Raw genomic sequence first — 23,205 nt, forward strand, 5'->3', positions numbered from 1 at the left:
CTAGATTAGTTCCAGGAAAGCTCCCACCAGCTCCGGGTCCAGGGCCTTGCCGGCCAGGGCCCGGAGCTCGGCCTTGGCCTCCTCCTCCGTCCAGGCCCGCTTGTAAGGGCGGGGAGAGATCAGGGCGTCGTAGACGTCCACCACGGCAAAGATGCGGGCCTCGAAGGGGATGGCCTCCCCCTTGAGCCCCCGGGGGTAGCCGGAACCGTCCCAGCGCTCATGATGGTACAGGACCACGTTCAGGGCGGTCTTGGGCAGGAAGGGGAGGCTTTTCAGGATCTCCAGGCCCACCTCGGGGTGGGTCCGCACCACCCGCCACTCGGCGGTGGAAAGGGAGGCGGGCTTGCGCAGGATCTCGTCGGGAAGGGCCAGCTTGCCCAGGTCGTGGAAGTAAGCTCCCAGGCGCAGGCCCTCGAGGTCAGGAAAGCCCACGCGCTCCCCCAGGCGCAAGGAGAGCTCCGCCACCCGCTCGGTATGCCCCTGGGTTTCCAGGTCCCGGTACTCCAACACCCGGGAAAGGGCCTTCAGGGCCGCTTCCCGGGTGGCCTTCAGGGTCCTCAGGTGGAAAAGGCGCTCCAAGGCCTCCTCCAGCCGCCGGGCCACCAGCTTGAGAAGGGCCTCGTCCTCCGGGCGGTAGGCCACCGCCTCCCCAAAGGAACCCAGGGCCAGGACCCCGTACCGCCGCCCCTCCGGCCGGAGAGGGACCAAGAGGGCCGAGCGGAGGCCCCTTTCCGCATAGGGCTTCAGGGCCCCGGGAAAGCGGGCGTAGTCTTCCACGTACACCGGCCCCTCCCAGAGCCGGGGATGGCCCAGAAGCCCCTCCCCAAAACGCACGGGGTGCTCCACGTAGAGCCGGGGAAACTCCGGCGGGTAGCGGCCGGAAAAAACCGCCGGTCGCACCGTACCCTCCTGGAAAAGGTACAGGGCCCCCCCGTGGTACGGGGTGAGGCGGAGGAGGGTTTCCAAGGCCTCCTGGGCCATGACCAGGGGGTCCCGGGCGGCCTCGAGGGAAAGGGAAAGCTGCAGCAGGGCCTGGGCCCGGGCAGCCTCGGCCTGGGCCCGGCCCAGGGCCTCAATCCGGTCCAGCACCACCCCCGCGGCCTCGGCCAGGGCCTGGATCCAGAAGCGCTCCTCGGGGAGGATCTCCCCCACCCCCCCGGCGGTATCCATGGAAAGGACGCCGATGGGCTGCCCCGCGGCGTTGCGCAGGGGCACCCCCAGGTAGACCCCCGACTGGGGGTGTCCCGAGAGAAAGACCACCCGAGGGTCCTGGCGCACATCGGCCAGGTACACGGGCTCCCCCCCTTCCAGGACCGCCCAGGAAATCCCCCGGCCCCGGGGAAGCCGGAGGCCCACCTTGTCCCGGCTAAGCCCCGCGGCCGCCACCAGCTCCAGGGCGTCCTCCAGGGGGCGGTAGAGGAAGAGAAGGACGGAAACCGCCCGGGTGGAGGCCTTGGCGGCCTCCACCACCGCCTGGTAGACGGCCTGGGGGCGTTCCAGGGGAGCCAGCAAGCGCCAGGCCTGGACCAGGGCCTGCAAGCGCCTTAGCTCCAAAACCTCGGGGGTCATGACGCTCCCTACTCTACCAGACGGGAAGGCGCAGAAAGGGGGTGGAGGCGCAAGCGGCCTTGGGCCTCAAAAGCCCGGCGCCAGGGAAAGCCCAGGCCCTCCAGGTCTACCCGATAGCCCTCCAGCGCCCAGTAGGGCCATAAGGCCACCACCCCCTGGGCCTCCTCCGGCAGGGGTTCGGCGAAGCGGGCCCGCACGTGGGGCCGGCCCACCTCCCCCCACCAGTAGGCGAAGTAGGCCTCGGCCAGCCGCTCCAGACGGCCCTGGCTTTGGGAAAGGAAAAGCCCCCCTTGGGCCAGGGCGCTTCCCAGGTTGTTGGCCGGGGTGCCCCAGCTGGCGTAGGCCGCCAAGCGGCCATAAAGGCCGAGGTCCTGCAGGTAGGCCATGAGGCCCGGGTCCCCCCGGTTCACCCGGGCGAGGTCCGCCAGGGCCACGGGGAAGCGGGCCATGAGGCCCAGGAGTTCCCGGGCCGCCCCCCGGGGATCCTGGCCCCCATAGGCGTAAAGGACCAGGTCCGGTCCCTCGGCCAAGGCCACCTCCTGGGCCCCCGCGCTCCGGAGGAGGCCGGCCACGGTTTCCCGCAGGGGCAGGGCCTCGTAAGGGGTGACCCGCTCCGCCCCAACCCCCCTGTAGACCACCCCCACCCGTAGCCCGGGGCGGAGAGCCCGGAGGAGGAGGACCTGCCCCGCCTCGTCCGCCCCAGGGCGGCTCGGGTAGGGAAGTTCCCGGGCTTCCCGCGGGGCGGGGGAGTCCTTGAGGGCATCGTCCCAAACCGCCTCCAGGTACAACCCCTCCAGGAGGGCCCCAGGGGCCAGGCGGCGGAGCACCTCCAGGTTCCGCTCCCTCCGGCTGGCATCCCAACGGGGCACCACCCCGAAGAGGAAGACCTCCCCCCCATGGCGCCCCCTCCAGGAAAGGAGGGGTTCCAGACGGGCCAGGGCCTCCTCGGGGTAAAGAGCCCGGTGGCGGCTTGGGAGGAGCCCGCCATAGGCGAGGGCGTCCAGGCTGGCCACCAGGCGCTCCCCCGGGGTGGCGAGGAGCCAGGCCCTAAGGAGGGCCTCGTCTGCCCCCTCCGGACCCCGGTAGGCCGCCCGTGGGGGGCAGAGGACCAGGCCCCAGGCGCAAGGGGCCCAGTTGGGCGGGCGGTCGTCCAGGGGAAGGTACAGGGTCTGGCCTAAGGCCAGGCCCAGGAGGAGGACCAGGGCAGAAAGCCGGCTGGCCACCGCGCTTAGGGCCGTACAGGTTCGCTGTGCTCCGCCAGGTACTTCTCCGCGGTCATGGCCGCCCGGGTACCGGCCCCCACACTGGTGGTCAGCTGGCGGTAGATGGGGTCGGCTACGTCCCCGGCGGCGAAGATGCCGGGAACCGAGGTGTAGACCTCGTCGCGCACGGCCACATACCCATCCGGCCTGAGCTCCACCACCCCCTTGAGGAAGGCGGTGTTGGGCTCGTGGCCGATGAAGACGAAGACCCCGTCCGTGGGGTAGACGTACTCCTCCCCCGTTTTCAGGTTCTTGAGCCGGACCCCGGTCACGCTCTCCTCCCCCAGGACCTCGGTCACCACGTGGGAGAAGAGAAAGTGCATCTTGGGGTTCTGGAAGGCCCGGGCCTGGGCCACCTTGTTGGCCCTGAGCTCGTCCCGGCGGTGGACCAGGGTCACCTTACGGGCAAACTTGGTGAGGAAAAGCCCCTCCTCCACCGCGGCATCCCCCCCGCCCACCACCACCACCTCCTTATCCCGGTAGAAGAAGCCGTCGCAGGTGGCGCAGGTGGAAACCCCCCGGCCATAAAACCGCTCCTCCCCCGGAACCCCTAGCTTCCTGGGGTTGGCCCCGGTGGCGATGATGACCGCCCGGGCCAGATAGGTGCGCTCAAAGCCCCGCACCAGGAAACCGTTTTCCCCGGGCTCTATCCCCAACACCTCGTCCATGACGATCCGGGCCCCGAACTTCTCCGCCTGCTGGACCATGCGCCCTGCCAGCTCCGGGCCAGAGATGCCTTCGGGGAAACCGGGGTAGTTCTCCACCTCGTCGGTCTGGGCGATCTGGCCCCCGGGCAGGCCCTTTTCCAGGATCACGGTCTTGAGCTGGGCCCGGCCCGCGTAGATGCCAGCGGTGAGCCCGGCGGGGCCACCGCCGATGATGACCACGTCGTAGCGCTCTTCCTTGGCGCCGCTTCCCGCAAGCCCGGTGAGGGTGAACTCCATCTTGGCCTCCTTCCTTTAGGCTACACCCCCTATACCTACCGGGGGTATATGGCCCACCCAGTCTGGGCAAGGCCGCCGCCCCTTGTCAAGGGGCAAAAGCAATCCGAGCCGCTCCTGGTGACCCCAGGGGGATTCGAACCCCCGTCTCGGCCTTGAGAGGGCCGTGTCCTAGGCCTCTAGACGATGGGGCCATGCGCGGCTCGGACTGCTTCTGGTGACCCCAGGGGGATTCGAACCCCCGCCGCCGCCTTGAAAGGGCGGTGACCTAACCACTAGTCGATGGGGCCAAAGTTTGGCTGGGGTGCGTGGACTCGAACCACGACCGGCGGATCCAGAGTCCGCTGTCCTGCCGTTAGACGACACCCCAGCGGCGGGTGCCCGATCCCTCGGGCAGAGGTTATGGTACACTCTGAGGGGCAGATTGGCAAGCCCCTCGGGTGTCCTATGGAGGAAAGCCTTTTGCAAATCCTAAGCCGCTATATCTCCCCCCGGGCGGCGGAAAATCTGGTGCGCCGGGCCGTGGCCCAGCATCCCCCCGCCACCCCGGCGGACTGGGTGCGGCTTTTGGAAGGGGTGCTTTGGCCGGAGCTCAGGAACCTCCTTCCCTTCCGGGAGATGCCCCCTGAGCTGAAGGCCTGGGCCCGGGAGCTCAAGAACCTGGCGGCCTCGAGGGCCCTAGAGGAAGTGGCGGAAGAGGAGGAAGAGGAAGCGGGGGACCTCCTCCAGGAGGCCGTGGACCTGGAAGACCCCTCAGCCCGGCAGGCCCTGGCCCGGCGGCTGGCCCGGCTGGAAGGGGTGGTGGGGGTGGTGGTGGCGGGGCGAAGCGGCAAGGAGGAGCTCTTCGCCGGGGAAGCGGTTTCCCTGGATTTGGCCCATCTCCTTTTGGGCCGCCAGGGTTATGGGGCCTTCTATGCGGTCATGGAGAACACCGTGGTGGTCCTGAGGGCCTTGGGCCAGGGCCATGTGGGACTTCTGGCCCGCAAGGAAAGCAACATTGGCCGCCTGCTCCACGGGCTTAGGCGGCTTGCCCCCAGTGCGGAGGTCAACGGATGAAGCGGAGCCTGTTCCTGCTCTTGTTCGGGCTTTGGACCTTGGCCGCCGGGCTTCCCCAGGCCTACGACCGCTTGGCGGAAGCCTTAGCCCAGGTGCGCCTGGGCAACCCCACCCAGGCCCTGGCCGCCTTGGACCGGGCCCAGGGGATCCTCCGCCAGGAAGCGGAAGGCCTGCCCCCGGTCTTGCGGGATGCCGCCCTGGCCAACCTCCAGGAGGCCCGGCAGGCCGTCCTACGCCGAAGCCAAGTGGACCTCGAGGCCCGCCTCCTCCTGGTGCGCCACCTGGTGGGAAAAGCCCTTTATGACGGCTTCTTCCAGGCCCCACCCCAGGAAAAGCCTCCCTACCTGACCCGCCTGGCCCGGGCCACCGGCCTGCCCGCCGCCTTGGTCCAGGGGATGGGTAACCTTTCCCCCGAGGAAGCCCGGCGCAGGCTGGAGGGCCACTACCTCCAGGGCATGGCCGAGGACCTGGCCCGGGCCCTGGACGCCACCTCCCGCCCCCAAGCCTACCTGGCCCTGGCCCGGGCCTACGCCCGGTACCTGGTGATCCAGGACAGCCCCCAGAGCACCCTCAAGGCCCAGGACTTCGTCCAAACCTTGGCCAAGGTTTCGGGTGGGGAGGCCTTCCGACCCGAGGTAGGGGAGCTGCAAAAGAAGGTGGCCGCTTGGCGGCAGGCCCTTGTCCGCCAGACCCCCCCTGTTTCCGCCGCTCCCGCCTCCCCTACCCCCACCCCCTCCGCGTCCAACCCCACTCCGGCCTCCCCGTCCCCCAGCAGCCCCCCTGCCCCTACGCCGAGCCCCAGCCAGGTCCGGTTGGCGGAAAGCCTATTGCCTCAGGAAATCCGTGAGGAAACCAGCCTGTTGCGGCTGGACCCGGAGATCGCCACCAAGGTGGGGGAAGCCCTTCAGCGGCTGGCCATCCCCAGCCTGGTGAACTGGCTGGACCTCCTGGACGAGGTGCGGAGCAGCCTGGCCCAGGCGCAGCTCTACACCGAAACCGGCCAGTACCAGCGGGCCCGGGCCCAGCTGGCCTACGCCTATAGCCGCTTCCGCCTCAAGGTTTATCCCGTGGTGGGGGCCTACGCTCCCGAGCTGGCGGAGCGCACGGACCGGCTCTTCCTCCGCATGCAAGAAGCCGTAGGGTTGCGCACCGTGGACTTCGCGGTTTTGTTGGGAGAAATCCAGGAAATAGAGGAACGCCTCCTAGGGGGGTCCCTGGGCTTCTGGCACGCCCTGCAGGTGCAGATTCAGCTGTTTCTTTTGGGCATCCCCCGGGCGGTGTTTTTCCTCTTGGCCGCAGCCCTGGCCTTCTTCCCCCTCTACCTGATCCGCCTGACCTTCGGCGGGCGCAACGTGTACTGGAACCTCCTGGGCCTGGCCTTCCTCTTCCTGGTCCTCCCCATCATGACCGAAGGGCTCTCCTACATGGGTTCCATCCTAGCTGAATATGGCGGCCTACCCATCCTAGGCCTTTTGGCCAACCTCTCCATTGCCCAAGCCCTGGTGGCCTACCTGGCCTGGGGGCTTTCCGCCTTCCTGGTGGTGGCCTTCGCCGGGGCAGGCCTTAGGGGCATCGCCGCCCAGTTCGGCCTCCTCAAGGAGCGGGGTGCGGAGGTGGCCGCCAGCGAGGAGCGGCCCGCCACCACCCTCACCAGCGAAACCATCGTGGAGTGGGACGAGGAGTTTTAGGGCCTCACCCAAGACGCGTCCCCGGAACCACCCCGTACCCCCGGGCCCAGTCGGCGGCCGGCATGGGGCGGCGGCCCTCGGGTTGGACCTCGAGGAGGCGGATAAGCCCCTCCCCCACCCCCACCAAAACCCCCTCCCGGTCCACCCCCTGGACCACGCCCGGCTCCCCCTTCCCGGGCTCGGGACGCATCCGGAGCACCTTCACCCGCTTCCCCACGTGGAAAAAGTAGCTTCCCGGCCAGGGCTGCACCCCCCGATGGCGGTTGAAGATGGCCTCGGCGGGATCCTCAAAGCGGATCCGCCCCTCCTCCTTGGTGAGGAGAGGGGCATAGCTGGCCTCCCCCTCCTGGGGGGTGGGGGTGAGGTGGGGCAGGTTTTGCAGCACCCAGAGGAGGAGCTCTATGCCCTTGTCCCGCAGGCGCTCGGCGAGGGCCTGGGCATCCTCCTCGGGGCCGATCTCCGTGCGCCACACCGCGTACAAGGGACCGGTATCCAGCCCTTCCTCGGTCTTCATGATGGCCACCCCGGTTTCCTTCTCCCCCCGGATGAGGGCCCAAGGCACCGGGGCCGGGCCGCGGTACTTGGGGAGCAGGGAGGGGTGGAGGTTGAGGAAACCATAGGGGGGAACCTCGAGGACCTCCTTGGGCAGGATCTTGCCGTAAGCCGCGGTGACGGCCACCTCCGGGGCTGCCTCCCTAAAGGCTTGGACAAAGGCCTCGTTCCCCTTGAGCCTCTTGGGCTTGAGGAGGGGCAGGCCCCGGGCCTCGGCGTACTGGGCCACGGGGCTGGGGGCTGGCCTCAGGCCCCGGCCCTGGGGCTTGTCGGGCTGGGTGACCACCAGCACCACCTGGTGGTGGCGGTCCAGGGCTTGCAAAACCGGCACCGCCCAGCGGGGCGTGCCAAAGAAGGCCACCCTCATCGTCCAGAAAGCTCCTTGAGCAGGGCCTTGGCCTCCCTTTGCAGCCGGGCCAACTCCAGCCGGTTGGCCTCCAGGAAGGCTTCCCGCTTGGGCTGAGGGAGGCGCTCAAAGAAAAAGACCCCGTCCAGGTGGTCAATCTCGTGCTGAAAGACCCGGGCCATGTACCCCTCGAGCTCCACCGTCCGCTCCACCCCCTCCTCGTCCTGGTAGGCCACGCGGATCCGCTCCGCCCGGGGCACCTCCTCGGAGTAAAGGCCCGGGAGGGAGAGGCAGCCCTCCGTACCCTCCACCTCCCCTTCCCGGTGCAGGACCACCGGGTTGGCCACCACGTAGACCCGGCGCACCAGGTCCCTCAGGGGCCTCTCCTCCCCCTCGGGCTCGTCCGCGTACTCCACGGCCACAAAAAGCCGCTGGGAAAGCCCGATCTGTGGGGCCGCCAGGCCCACGCCGTGGGCCTCCAACATGGTTTCCAGCATGTCCTCGGCTAGACGGGGTAGTCCGGAGAAGTCCCGCACGGGAAGGGCCTTCTTGCGGAGCACCGGGTCGCCGTAGAGGCGGATGGGGTAGATCATCCTGGCTATTCTAGCGCAAGCCGCACCCTTCCGGAAACCGGCCCCAGGGTCCGCACCCCTGGGGGCAGGGCCAGGCGGAAGGGCCCCGCCACCTCCCCCGGGCGGAACCCCCCTTGGGGGGAGGCCTCCACCCCTTCCAGGGCTTCCAAAGCCTCCCTCGGCCCTACCACCTCCACGGAACGGGGGGTATACTCCAGAACCCGGAGGCCCGCCGGAGGCTTGAGGACCAAGGGCACCTCCTTGCGGAAAAGGGGGGTTTCCCGGGCCAGGATGCGCACGGCCTTGGGGAAAAGCTCCACCCCAGGGAGGGGCCCCCGGGGGCCGAAGGCACTGAGGGCCACGCTCTCCCCTCCCAGGTCCAGGCCCACCGCGGCCACCGCCTCCTCCACCTGGCTCCTAGGCCCCCTGGCCTGCACAAGGGCGGGCTCGAGGCGCACCCAGGCCCCTTGGGAGAGGACCTCCACGGGCAGGGTGCGGGTGAGGATGGCCTCCACCCGGCCCTCCACCCGGGCCGGGCGCACCTCCCGCACCTCCACCCCCTGGGGCACGGCCACCCGTACCTCCCGGGCAAAGGGGCCCTCCACCCCGGAAAGGTCCAGGTAGGCGGAAACCGGGGGGGTTCCCTCCACCAGGTGGGCGGGGCCGCGGAGGCGGAGGAGGACCTCCTTGGGAACCCCTTCCGCCAGCCACTCCCCTTCCAGGCCCACCACCCGCAGGGGCACGCTCACCACCCGCTCCACCACCGGGGCCCGCTCCCTGAGGGAGTACCAAAGGCCTAGGGCCGCCAGAAGGGCCAGGAGGAAGCCGCCCCACTCACGCACGGAGCACCTCCTTGAGCTTTTCCCGCAGGGCCTCGAGGGCCAGGGGCGGGGAAAGCCGCCCCGCCTCGGCCACGCGGATGGTCCCCGTTTCCTCGCTCACCACCAGGACCAGGGCATCGGAAACCTCGGAAAGGCCCAAGGCCGCCCGGTGGCGGGTGCCCAGGCCCAGGTGGGCTTCGGAAAGGGGAAAGACGCACCCGGCGGCAAAAAGCCGGTCCCCCCGCAGGATGGCCCCCCCGTCGTGCAGGGGGGTCCCGGGGTGGAAGACCGTCTGCAGAAGCCGGGCGGAAAGCCGGGCCTCCAGCACCTCCCCCGTGGCCGCGTACTCCCCCAAGGGGGTGCGCCGCTCCAGGGCGATGAGGGCTCCATAGCGCCGCTCGGAAAGGCGGGCAAGGCCGAGGAGAAGCTCCTCCAGGGCCAAGGAGGGCGCCCTGGGCCCCTGGGCACGGCCCAGCCGTTCCAAAAGCCCCCGCAACTCCGGCTGGAAGACCACGATGAGGGCGAAGGCCCCCAGGGTAGCGGCGTTGCCGAGCAGCCAGGACAGGGTGGAAAGCCCCAGGAGGCTGGCCAAAAACCAGACCAGCAGGTAGACCAAGACCCCCCGGACCAGGTTCAGGGCCCGGGTGCCGGCCATGAGGCGCCAGAGGTAGTAGAAGAGGACGGCCACCAGAAGGATGTCCAGGAGGTCGCGCCAGGTGAGGGGCATGGCCTAAAGGAGGCTCTTTCCGGAGCCATCCCAGGGAAGCCCAAACAGCCTAGCCCAGGTGGCCCCCAGGTCGGCGAAGCTCTCCCGGGTGCCGAGATCCCCCTCCACCCCCGGGCCCACCCAGAGGAGCATCCCGTACTCCCGGGTGTGGTCGGTGCCGAAGAAGGTGGGGTCGTTGCCGTGGTCGGAGACCAGGAAGAGGTGGTCTTCAGGCCCCAAGGCCCCAAGGAGGCGGGGAAGGAAGGCATCCACCTGCGCCAGGGCCTGGGCGTAACCCTGGGGGTCGCGGCGGTGGCCGTACTTGGCGTCAAAGTCCACCAGGTTGGTGAAGACCAGGCCGGAGAAGGGCTCCCCCAGGAGGGCCAGGGTCTTCTCCAGGCCGTCTTGGTTGTCCCGGCTCTTCACCTCGCGGGTGAAACCCCGGTGGGCGTAGATGTCGGGGATCTTCCCCACCCCCACCACCTCGAGGCCCCCCTCCTTGAGCACGTCCAGGACGTTGCGGGGCGGCTCCAAGGCGAAGTCCTTGCGCAGGTCCTCCCGGCGGTAAAACCCCCCCGGGGGCCCGGCAAAGGGCCGGGCGATGACCCGGGCCACCTGGTGCTCTTCAAGGAGCATCGCCCGGGCCACCTGGCACCAGCGGTAAAGCTCCTCCAGGGGAACGCGCTCCAGGTGGGCCGCCACCTGGAAGACGGAGTCGGCGGAGGTGTAGACGATGGGGTAGCCGGTTTCCAGGTGGGCCTCGCCGAAGTCCCGGATGGCCTCGGTGCCGGAGTAGGGGCGGTTCAGGAGCCACCCCCCCACCCCGATGGCCTCGGCCCAGGCGCGAAGGAGTTCCTCAGGGAAGCCCTCGGGGTAGGTGCGGAAGGGCTTTTCCAGGTACACCCCCACGAACTCCCAGTGCCCGGTGGTGGTGTCCTTGCCGGGGTTCACCTCCCGCATGCGGCCAAAGGCCCCCTTGAGGGCCTTGGGCCGGGGCAGGGTGTGGACCCCGGGCACCCAGCCCAGGCCGAGCCCGGCCAAGTGGGGAAGCTCCACTCCCGTTTTCAAGAGGGTGTGGTCCAGGGTGTCCGCCCCCTCGTCGCCGAAGCGGGGGGCGTCGGGCAGGTACCCCAGGCCCACGGAGTCCAGGACCAGGACGATGGCCTTCATCCTACGAGCGCAAGCCCCCTTCCTCCTCCTCGTCCCCCTCCGCTAGGGCCGCAAGCTCCCCGGGGGTCATCTCCGCAAGGGCCCGCACCGCCTGGAACTCCTCCACCAGGCCCTGGATCTCCTCCATGGCCTCCTTTAGGGAAAGCTCCCCGTCTTGGTACTCGTCCAGGACCTCCTCTATGGCCTCGAGGATCCCCACCGCGGCGCTGGCCTGGGAGAGGGCCTGGGCCAGCTCGGAAAGCCGTTCGGCTAGGTCCATGCCCCCATGCTACCCCAAAAGCTCCGCCAGCCGGGAAAGGGCCCGGCCATACTTTTTGGCGAAGGCCCCATGGCGGTAGCTCTCGGGGAAGAGGGCGGAAAGGGGGGCCCCGGAGGCCCGGAGGGCCAGGCCAAGGTTATAAACCTGGTCCACAAAATGCACAAAGCGCAGGGCGTCGTTCTGGTCTTGGATGGGCTCCAGGCCCTCCAGGTACACCGCCTCCACCCCGGTGAGGAGGTAGCGGTAGCGGATGGGGTGGAGGGTGCGCAGGTGGGCCAGAAGCTCGGGGAAGCGGTCCAGGGTCTTGGGCCTATGGTCCTCCCGGTAACGGGCCCAAAGGACCTCGGGGGAAAGGGGCTCAGGGAAGCGGTCGGGGTCACGGTGGCGGTAGTCCTCCCCCTCGATGCGCTCCACGGCAAAGCGCCGGGCCAGGCTCTGGATCTGGTGGCGGAACTGCTCGGCGTTGAACCGCCCTTCCCCCAAGGCCCCGGGGGGGGTGTTGGAGGTGGTGGCCACCCGCAGCCCCCGCTCCATGGTGAGGGCCAGGAAGTGGGTGATCATCTGGGCGTTGCCGGGGTCGTCCAGCTCAAACTCGTCCAGGAAGAGGTAGCGCAGCGCGCCAAAGCGCCTGGCCCCCTCCTTGAGGCCCATGAGGCCCAGGGCATAGGTGAGTTCCTCAAAGGTCAGGAAGGCCTTGGGCGCGGGGGCCTCGAGGTAGGCGGCCACCAGGAGATGGGTCTTCCCCACCCCAAACCCCCCATCCAGATAGATCCCCTGGGGGCCCGGCATCCGGGGGCGGAGGAAGCCCTGGGGACGGTCCTTAACCCATCGCCACAGGCGCTCCTTGGCCAGGGCCTGGGAGGGGTAGCGGGGGTCCGGGAGGTAGGTGGCGAAGGTAGCCCCCCGGAAGCGGGGTGGGGGGGCAAAATCCCCTAGGAGCCTCTCCAGGTCCACCTCGGGATGGCGGTCCACCAAGCGCATGGGGGCATTGTATTCGCGCGCCACCCCTATGGGTACGCCTAGAGAAGAGGTTCCCACCCGGGCCAAAAGTGGGTTTTTACGGGTTCGTGCCCCATCCCCCCAGGATGAGCCTATCGAACCCCCCTGGGGTACCATAAGGGCATGGTGCGGCTCTACGGCATCCCGGGCTGCGGCCCCTGCGAGATCGTGAAGATGTTTCTGGCCCAGAAGGGCGTGCCCTTCACCTTTGTAAACGCCCGCGAGGACCAAGAGGCGGCCCAAAGGATCACGGAGCTTGTGGGAAGCCCCACCGCCGGCGTGGTCCTGGAGTGGGGTGGGCGGGTGGAGGTCATCCGGGGGGTATCCCCGGCCACCCTCCAGGCCTGGTACGCCCGCTACCAGGAGTCCTCAAGTGGGGGAGGCTAACCCCTCGGTGCGGGGCGGAAGCCCCCCTAGGCCTTAGGCTTAGCGTTTCGTTGAGCGAGGCCAAAAGCCGCCTCTCCGAACTTTTGCGCCGCGTGCAAGCCGGGGACCTGGATCGGAGGGTGCCTGTAGCCCGGCTGACCCCGGCTTCGGGAGTGCGGGGAAGCCGTGGTCCGCTTGGAACGCTTGGGCCTCCTGCGCCGGGGGACGGGAAAGCCCCGCCTGGAAGAGCTACCCTTGCCCCTACCCCGGGCCAGCGTCTTAGGAGCCACGGGAGGAAGGGTGAGGTTCTGGGATACCTCCGCCCTAAGCCGGAGGTGGCGGGAAGGCCACCTCAGCGATGAGGAGTTCCCCATAGCCTGGGAGCGGTTGCAGCGGCTCAAGTCTGCCTGGCACGGGATCACGCCCAGCGAGGCCGTGAGGCGAAACGCCCTTAGGCTTGCGCGAACCTATCCCTTGCGCACCCTGGACGCCCCGCATCGGGCTGCCCTTCAGGTCCTGGCTGAGGACAACCCAGTAGGCGTGCCCTTGGTATGTCTGGACCAGGGATGGCCCGGGCCGCGGCCCCAGAGGGGTTTTCCGCGCGCAAACCGGTATAATCCCCCCATGCTCACCCTGGACCTTTCCGGCAAAAAGGCCCTCGTGATGGGGGTCACCAACCAGCGGAGCCTGGGCTACGCCATCGCCGAAAAGCTCCGGGCGGCGGGGGCGGAGGTCGCCTTAAGCTACCAAGGGGAGCGGATCCGCCCTGAGGCCGAAAGGCTGGCCGAGGCCCTTGGGGGGGCCCGGCTCTTTCAGGCCGACGTGACCCAGGACGCCGAGCTGGACGCCCTCTTCGCCGGGGTAGGGGAGGCTTGGAGCGGGCTGGACTACCTGGTCCACGCCATCGCCTTTGCCCCCCGGGAGGCCATGGAAGGGCGCTACCTGGACACGCGGCGGCAGGACTGGCTCCTGGCCCTGGAGGTTTCCGCCTACTCCCTGGTGGCCGTGGCCCAGCGGGCCGAGCCCCTCCTGCGGGCGGGTGGGGGGATCGTCACCCTCACCTACTACGCCAGCGAGAAGGTGGTGCCCAAGTACAACGTGATGGCCATCGCCAAGGCGGCCCTCGAGGCCAGCGTCCGCTACCTGGCCTATGAGCTGGGTCCCAAGGGGGTACGGGTCAACGCCATCTCCGCCGGGCCCGTGCGCACCGTGGCCGCCCGCAGCATCCCCGGCTTCACCAAGATGTACGACCGGGTGGCCCAGGTGGCCCCCCTGGGGCGGAACGTGACCCAGGAGGAGGTAGGGAACCTGGGCCTTTTCCTCCTCTCCCCCCTGGCGTCGGGGATCACGGGGGAGGTGGTCTACGTGGACGCCGGCTACCACATCATGGGCATGGAGGTCTAACCCGGGGCCAGGCTTACACTACATTTTGTAAAGCGCTAGGGTGTAGGCTTAGGGCATGGAGGGCACCCTAGGCCTTCACCACATCACCTGCATCGCCGGCGACCCCCAGGAGAACCTGGACTTTTACGCCGGGGTGCTGGGCCTGCGCCTGGTCAAGCGGAGCGTCAACCAGGACGACCCCACCACCTACCACCTCTTCTACGCCGACCGGGAAGGCACCCCGGGCACCGACCTCACCTTCTTCCCCTGGCCCCACCTGCCCCCGGCCCGCCCGGGGGTGGGGCAGGCGGTGGAGGTGGCCCTGGCCGTTCCCGAAGGGAGCCTCCCCTACTGGGAGGCCCGCCTCGAGGGCTACGGGATAAGGCCGGAAGGGGGCGAGCGCTTCGGCCGGCCCGCCCTCCTCTTCCAGGACCCCCACGGCCTCCCCCTGGCCCTGGCCGAGGCCCCAGGGCCCGGGAGGCCGTGGGAGGGAAGCCCCGTGTCCCAGGAACGCCAGGTCCGGGGCCTCCTGGGCGCCCGGATCCTGGAGCGGGACCCCACCCTCACCCTTTTCTTTCTGGAAGGGGTGCTAGGCTTCCGCCGGCTGGGGGAGGAAGGGGGGTGGGTGCGCCTGGTCCAGGAAGGAAGCTTTCTGGAAGTCCGGGGCCTCCCTGGGGGCCGGCGGGGGGCCTGGGGGGTAGGCGGGGTGCACCACCTGGCCTTTCGCATCCGCGACGAGGCCCACGGCCTTGGGCTTAGGGAAAGGGTCTTGTCCCTAGGCCTACGGCCCACCCCGGTGGTGGACCGCTTCTGGTTCCGCTCCATCTACTTCCTGGAGCCCGGGGGGGTCCTCCTGGAGCTGGCCACGGACGGCCCTGGCTTCGGCGTGGACGAGCCTGGGGAAAGTCTGGGGGAGCGCCTGGTCCTCCCCCCCTGGCTGGAAGGGGAACGCCGGGCCATCGAGGCCTCCTTGCCGCCCCTCCATCCCCCTAGGGGGTAAGGGTGCGCTTCCGCTACCGGGTGGAAGGGGGGCAGGAGCCCCTCACCCTTCTCCTCCTCCACGGCACCGGGGGGGATGAGACCAGCCTCCTGCCCCTGGCCCGAGCCCTCCGCCCCCAGGCCCACCTCCTGAGCCCCCGGGGCCAGAGCGTGGAGGAAGGGGTCCCCCGCTTCTTCCGCCGCCTGGGGGAAGGGGTACTGGACCTGGAAGATCTGCAAAGGAGGGCTCGGGAACTGGCGGAGTTCGTGGAGCATAGCCTTCACGCCCACGCCCTGCCCAGGCCCCTGGTGGCCGTGGGCTACTCCAACGGGGCCAACATGGCCTTGGGCCTCCTCTTCCACCACCCTAGCCTTCTGGATGGCGCCCTCCTCCTCCGGCCCATGGAGCCCTTCGGAGCCCCCTACCCTCCCCTTCCGGGAAAGCCCATCCTGGTCCTGGCGGGGCTACGGGACCCCCTGGTGCCCCAGGAAGCCTTTCAGGCCCTCCTCGCGAGGCTCCAGGAGGCCGGGGCCAGGGTCCAGGCCCACCTTCTCCCCACCGGCCACGCCTTGGTCCAGGGGGAAATGGCCTTAGCCCAGGCTTGGTTGGAAGAAGAGGTTTCCTCCCAGTCTGGCGCAGCCTAGGAAGGCCTGGAGACTCAGATGCCTTGCAGGCCCCCTGGACTTCGGGTTCGTGTTACCCTCAAAAGGGGAGGTTTAAGATGCGCAGACTTTTGTTTGGATTTCTTTTTACCTTGATCCCCGTCCTAGCTCAGGTGGACGAACCTGCCGCTCCTTGGGCCCGCGAGGCAGTGGAGCTTCTGGTGAGCAAAGGGGTCTTCATTGGCTACCCGGACGGCACCTTCCGCTGGCGGGAACCCTTAAGCCGCCAGGAAGCAGCCCTGGCCCTATATCGGCTCTTGGCAGCCTATGGGGTGGACAAGCTCTCTCCCCAGGAAGTCCAGAAGCTCCTCGAGGCCACCCAGGGGCTGCAAAAGGAGCTCGGATCCCAGGGTAAAGCCCTGGAGCAGCTACGCTCGGAGAAAAAGGCTCTGGAAGACCGCCTCCGCGCCCTGGAAAACCAACCCAGAACCGATACCCGCCCCCTCGAAGAAGCCCTGAAAAACCTCCAAGAACGCATTCAGGGCCTAGAGGAAGCCCAAAAGGGGCTGCAAGCCGCCCTAAAAGCCCTAGAAAGTCGCGCTTTAGAGGATGCGCTTAAGGGCATCCAAGAAAGTCTTAGGGCACTGGAGAGTCGGCTAAAAAGCCTGGAAAACCGCCCCCAGGCTGATCCCAGCCAGGTAGAGGCCTTGCGGCGGGAGCAAGAAGCCCTAAAGGCCGCGCAGCAGACCCTAGGAGAGCGGCTCCAAGCCCTAGAGAGGGCCCGCACCGCCCAAGAGGAAACCCTTAGAGGGCTTGCCAACGAGCTCAAAGGGCTTCCTGAGGCCCGTAAGCTAGCGGAAGGCGCCCAAGCCCGGTTACAAAGCCTCGAGCCCCGAACCCGAGCCCTAGAGGAAGGGCTCCAAGCGCAAAAGGAAAGGCTAGCTACCTTGGAGGAACGCCTCAAGGCCCTCGAGGCCCGCCAGGCCCAAGATGACGCCCGCTTGAAAGCCCTGGAAGAGGAGGTGGCCGCCCTGAAGCGCACCCTCACCCCCTTCCGCCTGCCCCTGTACCTGGGCCTTGCCGCCTACCGCGGGGATGTAACCGGGGAGTGGTACGGCCGCTTGATGCTGGGCCACGATGCCCTTTTAGGCCCTTTGGGGTTGCGCCTGGCCTATGAGGCACCCGTATCCCAACCCGACCGTGGTTTGGGCAGCCTGGACCTTACCTTCCGCGCTTCTTACGGAGATCTGGACGGCTACTTTGGAGTGGGAGGCGGCCTCTACTTGGACCAAACCCCCTTTGGTCAGCTCCTCATCGGTGTGGGTGTGCGCTTGGTTCCAAGCCTGAGCATCTTCTTGGAAGGCCACCAGCGTTATCTTTTTGACGGCCAAGCGAGCCAACGCTCCACTTTGGCCTTCGGCTTAGCAACCCGTTTTTAGAAAATAAGTGGGCAGGGGGCCGAGACTCGCCACGAGAAAACCACGTCTGGAAGACCTCGGCTCCCGTCCTCTGCAAAGCTAAGCTGGCCATAGCTGAACTTCAAAATAAGCCCCTGAGCGAAGGGGCCTGCCTCCCGCAAAGGGCCCACGAAGCCATGAACTTCCAACGCCAGAGGTCCCACCCCAAGGATCTCCCAGCGCAAAGCTCCCATGAGGGCTGGACCATAGGAAAAGGGCTCCAAGCCCAGCTGGGGTCCCAAGGGCCAAAGAACACCTCCCCAAACCCTTATTGTTTTCTCCTCCCACCCTCCCCCTAAGAGGAGGCGGGTCCCTCCTGAGCCTAGGAAACGCTCCACCGAGCCCAAGGGAAAGGCAACGGCCCCTATAGCCTTTGTTTGTCCTAGGTTGAGGTCCAAACGTAAATAAGGGTCTCTAGGCCCCCAAACAGAACCCTCCCATCGACGTTCTTCGCCCCCCTTCCGAGCAAAGAGGAGAACTTGGCCCTGAACCAGGTTCCTAGGCAAGCCCAAAACCTGGTGCAAGGGGTCCAAAACATAGTCCATCACGCCCCCATAGTAGAGGCTAAGCGGGAAAAAGAGCCCCAGTCCCCACGCCTCTTCTCGCAACCCTATCCCCAGCTCAGCCCTTATCTCCTCAAGGTCAAACCCCAGTTCTCCCCAGGAACCCGAGGCATAAGAGAGGTGGTTGGCAAGGGCCAATCTCAAATGAAGCCTACACCCCAAATACTCCTCAGGCGGACTCAAAGGCACTAAAAAATTGCCAGGCAAAGGGGAAAAAACCTCCTGAGCCCAACCCACACCCCCAAAAGAGCTGCTGGCAAGAAAGAACCAGAGCAGCCATGAACGCTTCAACATAGCCTCCCTCCTCCTCAGCCATCATAAAGATCAGGGGAAGCTAGGTTACGTTCATGGCGAAGGAAGAACATCCCCCTTCTCGGCTTAAGCCCCTTGGCCACCACTTCAAGGTGTTTTCCGGCCGTACAACCCTCCTCCTCCATTATCCTGCACCACTTAAGCATCCACCTCCAAACGCAGCCCCCTTCTCTGTTTGGTCCGGCCCCACCAGGACCAGACCGCCGCCAGGCTCTGCCGTCCCCTGGGCAAGCTCCACCCGAGGGCTCATTCCCAGGGTTATTCCTCTTGGGATCGCCGGCCAGCATGGGACCAAAGGGGGCTAACCGATCAAAGGGGCCAGGTTGAGCCGCCTCCCCATCTCCCCCCAGGAAAACCCTTCCACGTCTTCTCTTTGCGGAGGTCGCCATGGAAAGAGGGAAGGGCAAAAGGTTAAACCCGCACCCCGCCCTTGGGGTGCGGGCTTCGGCTTATTAGGCTCTACTGAGTAGGCACCGCCTCCATGTGGCCGTAGTTGTTGAAGAGGACGCCGAAGACCCCAGCAGGGTTAGGCAGCACCAGCTTGTAAGGCAGGGTATTGACCACCTGGAGCAGATTGTAGACCGTGGCGTTGGCAGGAGCAGCCAGATAGGACGGGAGGTCGTAGGGGTTGTTGGGATCGTCGTAGGGGAGAAGAGTGTTGTCCTGCCCATAGAAGCCGGCGTACTTCACAAGGTTGGGAAGGGTGGTGGAGCGAGCAGCCGTACGGAAAGCCCCGCTGAAGGTGGCATCCGAAATGGGCACAGGCTGGATTTCATGCTCGCCGGCGATGGGGAAGTTAACACGGAGGCGAGCAGCCGATCCGTCCACACCATTGTCCAGCTCGTCCGTGTGGCGTACTTGGACGCGGCGGAAGGAGGCATTGGCGTTGCCTGCACGGTCGGAAACGATGACGAGGATGTCGGCAGGGGAGTTGGGAGCAACGGTGCTTTCGTTGGTAGGATCCAGCACGGGGACCAGGACATCCCCCACACCACCCCTGATCTCGGCAGTGTAGGTGTTGTTGTTGCCCTGGATGGGGAGCTGGATAAGCCCTATGGTACCCAGGTTTGCGTTCCAGAAGGGCAGGCGAACAGTATTAGTACGAGCCTGTGCGTCGGAACCCATGTAGAAGCGCACGAAGCGCACGCCGCTCAGGGTGTCGGTAGCGGCCACCCGAACGCCCAACTGGCTACCTGCCAGGACCACATCCGGATCGGTCTGGCTGGGTTGGCTGGGGAGGTAGAGCTTGAGGAGGTCCACCTCAGGGCGACGGTTATCTACCGTAACCTGAACCTGGGCCTGGCTCTCGTTGCCCAAGCGGTCCTTGGCCTTGAGGACAAAGGCCACGGGGCCGTTCACATCGTTGACGTTGATGTTGTAAGTGATGTTGGTGCCTCCGGGCACAAAGACGGCAGCGGCAGCCCAAGATAGCTCCGCGCTCCCGTTACCCAGACCAACGCCGGTATCCCCAGCAGAGTAGGTCACGCTGGCACAGCCGGAAACAAAGCCGCTTTCGGCCGGGAAGATGTCGATCCGACCATCTCCCCACGTGTAGGTCGGGTTGTCGCAGAGGTAGTAACCAAGCCCAGACTGGTTGGTATTGAAGGCCCGGCCAACGTCACCGACACCCCTATCCTGCACCCTGATGAGATCAATGCTAGGGGCAGTGTTGTCTACGTTGACGTAGAAGCCGGCCAGAGGGGCTGCACCCAGCGTACCGGGATGGGGATGGTAGTTGCCCATCCAGTCTTCAGCCACCGCGTAGACGTAGTACTTGCCGTCGGGCCAGTTGCCATCGCGGGTGTTCCACTCCACTTGGTAGGGACGGGCACGAGCAGTGCCGATCAAACGGCCCTCGCCAATCCTCGGTTCAGCCCGGTAACCACCCACCCTGTAGGCGAAGAAGCGGACCTCCTTGATGCCGGAAGCCAGGAGATTGGGGTTGGCAGGGTTGTCCACCAGGTCCTGGTTTTCCAGGGTGAGGGTTACCCTGTGGCTAGCGGGACCACCGATCCAGCGCTCCGGCTGAGGCCCAGGAGCTTCCACAGGGTCAATGGCGCTCACTGGGCGGACATCGGGAACCTGAGGTGGGAGGTTGTCAGGAACGATCTCCCAGACCTGGTCCCGGATGTCGTTGCCTCCCCGCTGGTACTTCACAATCAAGCGCTGGGGCACACCCTGGATCTGCTGGTTGCGGGTGTCTAGGGTCGCTACGAAGTAGCTCCCCTGCCACCTGTGAGGGATAACCTGAGTAGCCTGGGGGTTATCGGAGCTAACCAGGATCACCTGGAGGTTGTTTTCCTCACCCTGACCCAAGTAGATGCGAAGCTCCAGCTCACCAACGGCAAAGCAGTAGGTGCCTGCCCTTTGCCCCGTGATCTGGATGCTCTTGATGCCCGCAGGTTTGCTGCCCGCAGCCGCTACCAGCTCCGTACGGTAAGAGGTATCCCCAGAGGGCCGGCACACGCCAGGGCCAGGGGCAGGCGCCTGGGGCTGAAGCCGGATGGTACGGGTCGTCGTCTGACCAGCCACAACGGGAACCGCAACGGGTTCAGAGGGGGTGACGAAGCCGGTGGCGCTGGCGTTGACGTTGTACGTACCAGGGGTCAGGGAAGCGCTAACCTTACCCTGGTTGTTGGTAACGCCAATCTGCGCACCATTCACCGTGACCGTGGCTCCCTGGATGGGCTGGCCATTGGCGTCGTTCAAGACGGTAACCTCCAGGGTGCCGGTTTGGGAGCCACCCCCACCACTGCCCCCACCGTTGGAGGGGGGCGGCTGCTGGCCGCAGCTGGCGAGGAAAAGGGCCAGCGCCCCCACAATCGAGAAACCTAGCGTCCTAAGCCGATTTCCTTTCATAGCCTTGCACCTCCTACATCTACTGTGCTTCCAAAGGGTTTCCGTGTTTCCCCTTTGGTTCGGCGCCAGGCGGTAGCTTTTCCACTTAGCTTGTGGCAAACCCTACCGCCTGACATCCGAGGCTAATCTTACGCAGAAGCCCTTCTCATGTCAAGCTAAGACGTGATCGCGGTAGGACTTTATCAGGGCAGGATTCCGATCCCCACTTGAGGCTCTAAGCTTGATCTTAAACCACGCGTCATTTTAACGGCCTTTAAGATCTGCGATGGGATAGCCCTAACGAAAAATTGGGCATGAAAGCAAACTTGCTTTTGTCAAGACCCTTCTAAGTACTACACAGCCAAAAATAGCGAGTAGTAATATTTTATAGGTGATGAGGCGACCTACCCCCACGGTCTGGGTGGGGCGCGTGCCCTTAGGGAGCGCCCATCCGGTGGCCGTGCAGTCCATGACCAACACCCCCACGGCGGACGTGGAGGCCACCTTGGCCCAGGTCCTGGCCCTCCACCGGGCGGGGAGCGAGATCGTGCGCATCACGGTGAACGACGAGGCCGCGGCCCGGGCCGTGCCCGAGCTCAAGGCCCGCCTCCAGGGCGAGGGGGCAGAGGTGCCCTTGGTGGGGGATTTCCACTTCAACGGCCACCTCCTCCTGCGCCGCTACCCGGCCATGGCCGAGGCCCTGGACAAGTTCCGCATCAACCCCGGCACCCTGGGCCGGGGGCGGCACAAGGACGAGAACTTCGCCGAGATGATCCGCATCGCCCAGGACCTGGGCAAACCCGTGCGCATCGGGGCCAACTGGGGAAGCCTGGACCCCGCCCTCCTCACCGAGCTCATGGACCAAAACGCCCGCCGCCCCGAACCCAAGGAGGCCCACGAGGTGGTGCTGGAGGCCCTGGTGGAAAGCGCGGTGCGCTCCTACGAGGCCGCCTTGGAGATGGGCCTGGGTGAGGACAAGATCGTCCTTTCCGCCAAGGTGTCCAAGGCCCGGGACCTGGTGTGGGTCTACCGGGAACTGGCCCGGCGCACCCGGGCCCCCCTGCACCTGGGCCTCACCGAGGCGGGGATGGGGGTGAAGGGGATCGTGGCCAGCGCCGCCGCCCTGGCCCCCCTTCTCCTGGAGGGGATTGGGGATACCATCCGGGTCTCCCTCACCCCCGCCCCCGGGGAGCCCCGCACCAAGGAGGTGGAGGTGGCCCAGGAGATCCTCCAGGCCTTGGGCCTGCGCACCTTCGCCCCCGAGGTGACCAGCTGTCCCGGGTGCGGCCGCACCACCAGCACCTTCTTCCAAGAGTTGGCCGAGGCCGTGAGCGCCAGGCTCAAGGCCAAGCTCCCCGAGTGGCGCAAGGCGTACCCCGGGGTGGAGGGGCTGAAGGTGGCGGTGATGGGGTGCGTGGTCAACGGCCCCGGGGAGAGCAAACACGCCCACATCGGCATCTCCCTGCCGGGGGCTGGGGAGGAGCCCAAGGCCCCGGTCTACGCCGACGGCCAGCTCCTCACCATCCTCAAGGGGGAGGGCATCGCGGAGGCGTTTTTGGCCCTGGTGGAAGACTACGTGAAAAGGCGCTTTGGCCCAAGCTGATGGAAGCCTTTCGCTTCACCGTCCTTGCCCGTTCGGGCCGGGCCCGGGCGGGCTTGTTCCACACCCCCCACGGCCCGGTGCAGACCCCCCTCTTCATGCCCGTGGGCACCCAGGGCTCGGTGAAGGGGCTTTTGCCCAAAGACCTCGAGGCCATCGGGAGCCAGGTCCTCCTGGCCAACACCTACCACCTGCTCCTCCGCCCTGGGCCCGAGCGGGTGCGGGCCCTGGGGGGGCTTCACGGCTTTGCCGGCTGGAAGGGTCCCTGGCTCACGGACTCCGGGGGGTTCCAGGTGATGAGCCTGGGCCACCTAAGGCGCATCGACGAGGAAGGGGTGGTCTTCCAAAGCCACCTGGACGGAAGCCCCCTGCGGCTCACCCCGGAGGAAAGCCTAAAGGTCCAGGAAGCCCTAGGGGCGGACATCGTCATGGCCTTTGACGAGTGCCCCCCCTACCCCTCCCCCCGGGCCTACCTGAAGGCCTCCCTGGAGCGCACCCTGCGCTGGCTGGAGCGGAGCCTAAGGGCCAAGACCCGCCCGGACCAGGCCCTTTTCGGCATCGCCCAAGGGGGGACGGACCCGGAGCTCCGGGCCCTCTCCACCCGGGAGACCGTGCGCTTCCGCCTGCCGGGGTACGCCATCGGCGGCCTGGCGGTGGGGGAGCCCAAGGAGGCCATGTTCCCCATGGTGGCCCTCTCCACGGAGATCCTCCCCGAGGACCGCCCCCGCTACCTCATGGGGGTGGGCCACCCCGAGGACCTGGTGGCGGCCATCGGCTTGGGGGTGGACCTCTTTGACTCCGTCTACCCCACCCGCACGGGCCGCTTCGGCAGCGCCCTCACCCTCGAGGGGCGGATCAACCTAAAAAACGCCCGCTTCCTGGAAGACCCGAGACCCCTAGAGGAGGGCTGCGACTGCTACACCTGCCAGACCTTCAGCCGGGCCTACCTGGCCCACCTGGTACGGACGGGGGAGATGCTGGGAGGGATCCTGCTCTCCCTGCACAACCTGCGCCACCTCCACCGCCTGACCGAGGCCGCCCGGGAGGCCATCCTGCGGGGGGAGTATGGGGCTTTTGCCCAGGCCTTCGCCCAAAGGCGCTTCGGCAAGGAGGTGCCCCGCTGGTTCCAAGAGGCCCTGGCCGCAGGGGGGCACGCCTAGGCCC

Annotated in this window: 20 protein-coding genes and 3 tRNA genes; 9 read left to right on the forward strand and 14 right to left on the reverse strand. The window is 67.1% G+C overall.

The features are described from left to right. The 6 genes from TCCBUS3UF1_RS10915 to TCCBUS3UF1_RS10940 form a co-directional block, all read right to left on the reverse strand. Complete coding sequence (locus TCCBUS3UF1_RS10915; protein ID WP_014516563.1) at positions 1-1,569, reverse strand: HD domain-containing phosphohydrolase; 1,569 nt, start codon at positions 1,567-1,569, stop codon at positions 1-3. Between the two features lie 8 nt (positions 1,570-1,577). Continuing rightward, positions 1,578-2,792 carry a DUF4127 family protein gene (locus TCCBUS3UF1_RS10920; protein WP_014516564.1) on the reverse strand — a complete coding sequence of 405 codons (1,215 nt, stop codon included), beginning with the start codon at positions 2,790-2,792 and terminating at the stop codon, positions 1,578-1,580. A 5-nt stretch (positions 2,793-2,797) separates the two neighbouring features. Further along, positions 2,798-3,775, reverse strand: coding sequence for a thioredoxin-disulfide reductase (trxB, locus tag TCCBUS3UF1_RS10925; RefSeq protein WP_014516565.1), 978 nt, complete (start codon positions 3,773-3,775; stop codon positions 2,798-2,800). A gap of 115 nt (positions 3,776-3,890) precedes the next feature. Beyond that, a tRNA-Glu gene (locus TCCBUS3UF1_RS10930) sits at positions 3,891-3,966 on the reverse strand. Positions 3,967-3,987: 21 nt separating this feature from the next. Next, a tRNA-Glu gene (locus tag TCCBUS3UF1_RS10935) sits at positions 3,988-4,062 on the reverse strand. 6 nt (positions 4,063-4,068) lie between these two features. Beyond that, positions 4,069-4,142: transfer RNA gene (locus TCCBUS3UF1_RS10940), tRNA-Gln, on the reverse strand. 77 nt (positions 4,143-4,219) lie between these two features. Here TCCBUS3UF1_RS10940 and TCCBUS3UF1_RS10945 point away from each other — a divergent pair. Together TCCBUS3UF1_RS10945 and TCCBUS3UF1_RS10950 are read left to right on the forward strand one after the other, a co-directional pair. Further along, on the forward strand, positions 4,220-4,828 hold the full coding sequence (locus TCCBUS3UF1_RS10945; protein WP_014516566.1) for a hypothetical protein: 609 nt from the start codon (positions 4,220-4,222) through the stop codon (positions 4,826-4,828). After that, complete coding sequence (locus tag TCCBUS3UF1_RS10950; RefSeq protein ID WP_014516567.1) at positions 4,825-6,516, forward strand: hypothetical protein; 1,692 nt, start codon at positions 4,825-4,827, stop codon at positions 6,514-6,516. Before TCCBUS3UF1_RS10945 ends, TCCBUS3UF1_RS10950 begins: the two co-directional genes overlap by 4 nt. 4 nt (positions 6,517-6,520) lie before the next feature. On the opposite strand, the gene fmt is transcribed toward TCCBUS3UF1_RS10950, so the two are convergent. From fmt to zapE, 7 genes are read right to left on the reverse strand one after another with little or no spacing between them, the layout of a single operon-like run. Then, positions 6,521-7,435 (reverse strand): methionyl-tRNA formyltransferase, encoded by a 915-nt coding sequence (gene fmt, locus TCCBUS3UF1_RS10955; protein ID WP_014516568.1) that lies wholly within the window; start codon positions 7,433-7,435, stop codon positions 6,521-6,523. Continuing rightward, the gene (gene def, locus TCCBUS3UF1_RS10960; protein ID WP_014516569.1) at positions 7,432-8,007 is read right to left on the reverse strand and encodes a peptide deformylase; all 576 of its coding nucleotides are present in this window, start codon (positions 8,005-8,007) and stop codon (positions 7,432-7,434) included. Before def ends, fmt begins: the two co-directional genes overlap by 4 nt. A 5-nt stretch (positions 8,008-8,012) precedes the next feature. Further along, on the reverse strand, positions 8,013-8,828 hold the full coding sequence (locus TCCBUS3UF1_RS10965) for a YbbR-like domain-containing protein (protein ID WP_014516570.1): 816 nt from the start codon (positions 8,826-8,828) through the stop codon (positions 8,013-8,015). Beyond that, positions 8,821-9,534, reverse strand: coding sequence for a diadenylate cyclase CdaA (gene cdaA, locus TCCBUS3UF1_RS10970; protein WP_014516571.1), 714 nt, complete (start codon positions 9,532-9,534; stop codon positions 8,821-8,823). The genes TCCBUS3UF1_RS10965 and cdaA overlap by 8 nt, the downstream gene beginning before the upstream one ends. Positions 9,535-9,537: 3 nt before the next feature. After that, positions 9,538-10,683 (reverse strand): phosphopentomutase, encoded by a 1,146-nt coding sequence (locus TCCBUS3UF1_RS10975; protein WP_014516572.1) that lies wholly within the window; start codon positions 10,681-10,683, stop codon positions 9,538-9,540. Position 10,684: 1 nt separating this feature from the next. After that, positions 10,685-10,942, reverse strand: a complete 258-nt coding sequence (locus tag TCCBUS3UF1_RS10980) for a hypothetical protein (protein WP_014516573.1) — start codon at positions 10,940-10,942, stop codon at positions 10,685-10,687. Positions 10,943-10,951: 9 nt separating this feature from the next. Continuing rightward, positions 10,952-11,923, reverse strand: a complete 972-nt coding sequence (gene zapE / locus TCCBUS3UF1_RS10985; protein WP_014516574.1) for a cell division protein ZapE — start codon at positions 11,921-11,923, stop codon at positions 10,952-10,954. A 141-nt stretch (positions 11,924-12,064) separates the two neighbouring features. Here zapE and TCCBUS3UF1_RS10990 point away from each other — a divergent pair, with 141 nt between their 5' ends. The 5 genes from TCCBUS3UF1_RS10990 (at position 12,065) to TCCBUS3UF1_RS11010 (ending at position 16,710) form a co-directional block, all read left to right on the forward strand. Then, the gene (locus TCCBUS3UF1_RS10990) at positions 12,065-12,328 is read left to right on the forward strand and encodes a glutaredoxin family protein (RefSeq protein WP_041433899.1); all 264 of its coding nucleotides are present in this window, start codon (positions 12,065-12,067) and stop codon (positions 12,326-12,328) included. Between the two features lie 603 nt (positions 12,329-12,931). Continuing rightward, positions 12,932-13,711: an enoyl-ACP reductase gene (locus tag TCCBUS3UF1_RS10995; protein ID WP_041433900.1), complete on the forward strand. Its 780-nt coding sequence runs from the start codon at positions 12,932-12,934 to the stop codon at positions 13,709-13,711. A gap of 55 nt (positions 13,712-13,766) precedes the next feature. Next, the gene (locus TCCBUS3UF1_RS11000) at positions 13,767-14,690 is read left to right on the forward strand and encodes a ring-cleaving dioxygenase (RefSeq protein ID WP_014516577.1); all 924 of its coding nucleotides are present in this window, start codon (positions 13,767-13,769) and stop codon (positions 14,688-14,690) included. Between the two features lie 2 nt (positions 14,691-14,692). Continuing rightward, entirely contained in the window at positions 14,693-15,313 is a 621-nt protein-coding gene (locus TCCBUS3UF1_RS11005) for an alpha/beta hydrolase (RefSeq protein WP_014516578.1), read from the forward strand. Positions 15,314-15,444: 131 nt separating this feature from the next. Then, positions 15,445-16,710, forward strand: a complete 1,266-nt coding sequence (locus TCCBUS3UF1_RS11010) for an S-layer homology domain-containing protein (protein ID WP_231291394.1) — start codon at positions 15,445-15,447, stop codon at positions 16,708-16,710. Between the two features lie 1,352 nt (positions 16,711-18,062). Here TCCBUS3UF1_RS11010 and TCCBUS3UF1_RS11015 read toward each other — a convergent pair. After that, entirely contained in the window at positions 18,063-20,462 is a 2,400-nt protein-coding gene (locus tag TCCBUS3UF1_RS11015) for a carboxypeptidase-like regulatory domain-containing protein (RefSeq protein ID WP_014516582.1), read from the reverse strand. Between the two features lie 373 nt (positions 20,463-20,835). On the opposite strand from TCCBUS3UF1_RS11015, the gene ispG reads away from it, so the two are divergent. Next, entirely contained in the window at positions 20,836-22,044 is a 1,209-nt protein-coding gene (ispG, locus tag TCCBUS3UF1_RS11020) for a flavodoxin-dependent (E)-4-hydroxy-3-methylbut-2-enyl-diphosphate synthase (RefSeq protein ID WP_041433901.1), read from the forward strand. After that, positions 22,044-23,201 (forward strand): tRNA guanosine(34) transglycosylase Tgt, encoded by a 1,158-nt coding sequence (tgt, locus tag TCCBUS3UF1_RS11025; protein ID WP_014516584.1) that lies wholly within the window; start codon positions 22,044-22,046, stop codon positions 23,199-23,201. Before ispG ends, tgt begins: the two co-directional genes overlap by 1 nt. The last annotated feature ends 4 nt before the right edge of the window (positions 23,202-23,205 follow it).

Origin of the sequence: Thermus sp. CCB_US3_UF1, from assembly GCF_000236585.1 — a bacterium.
Classification (GTDB): Bacteria; Deinococcota; Deinococci; order Deinococcales; family Thermaceae; genus Thermus.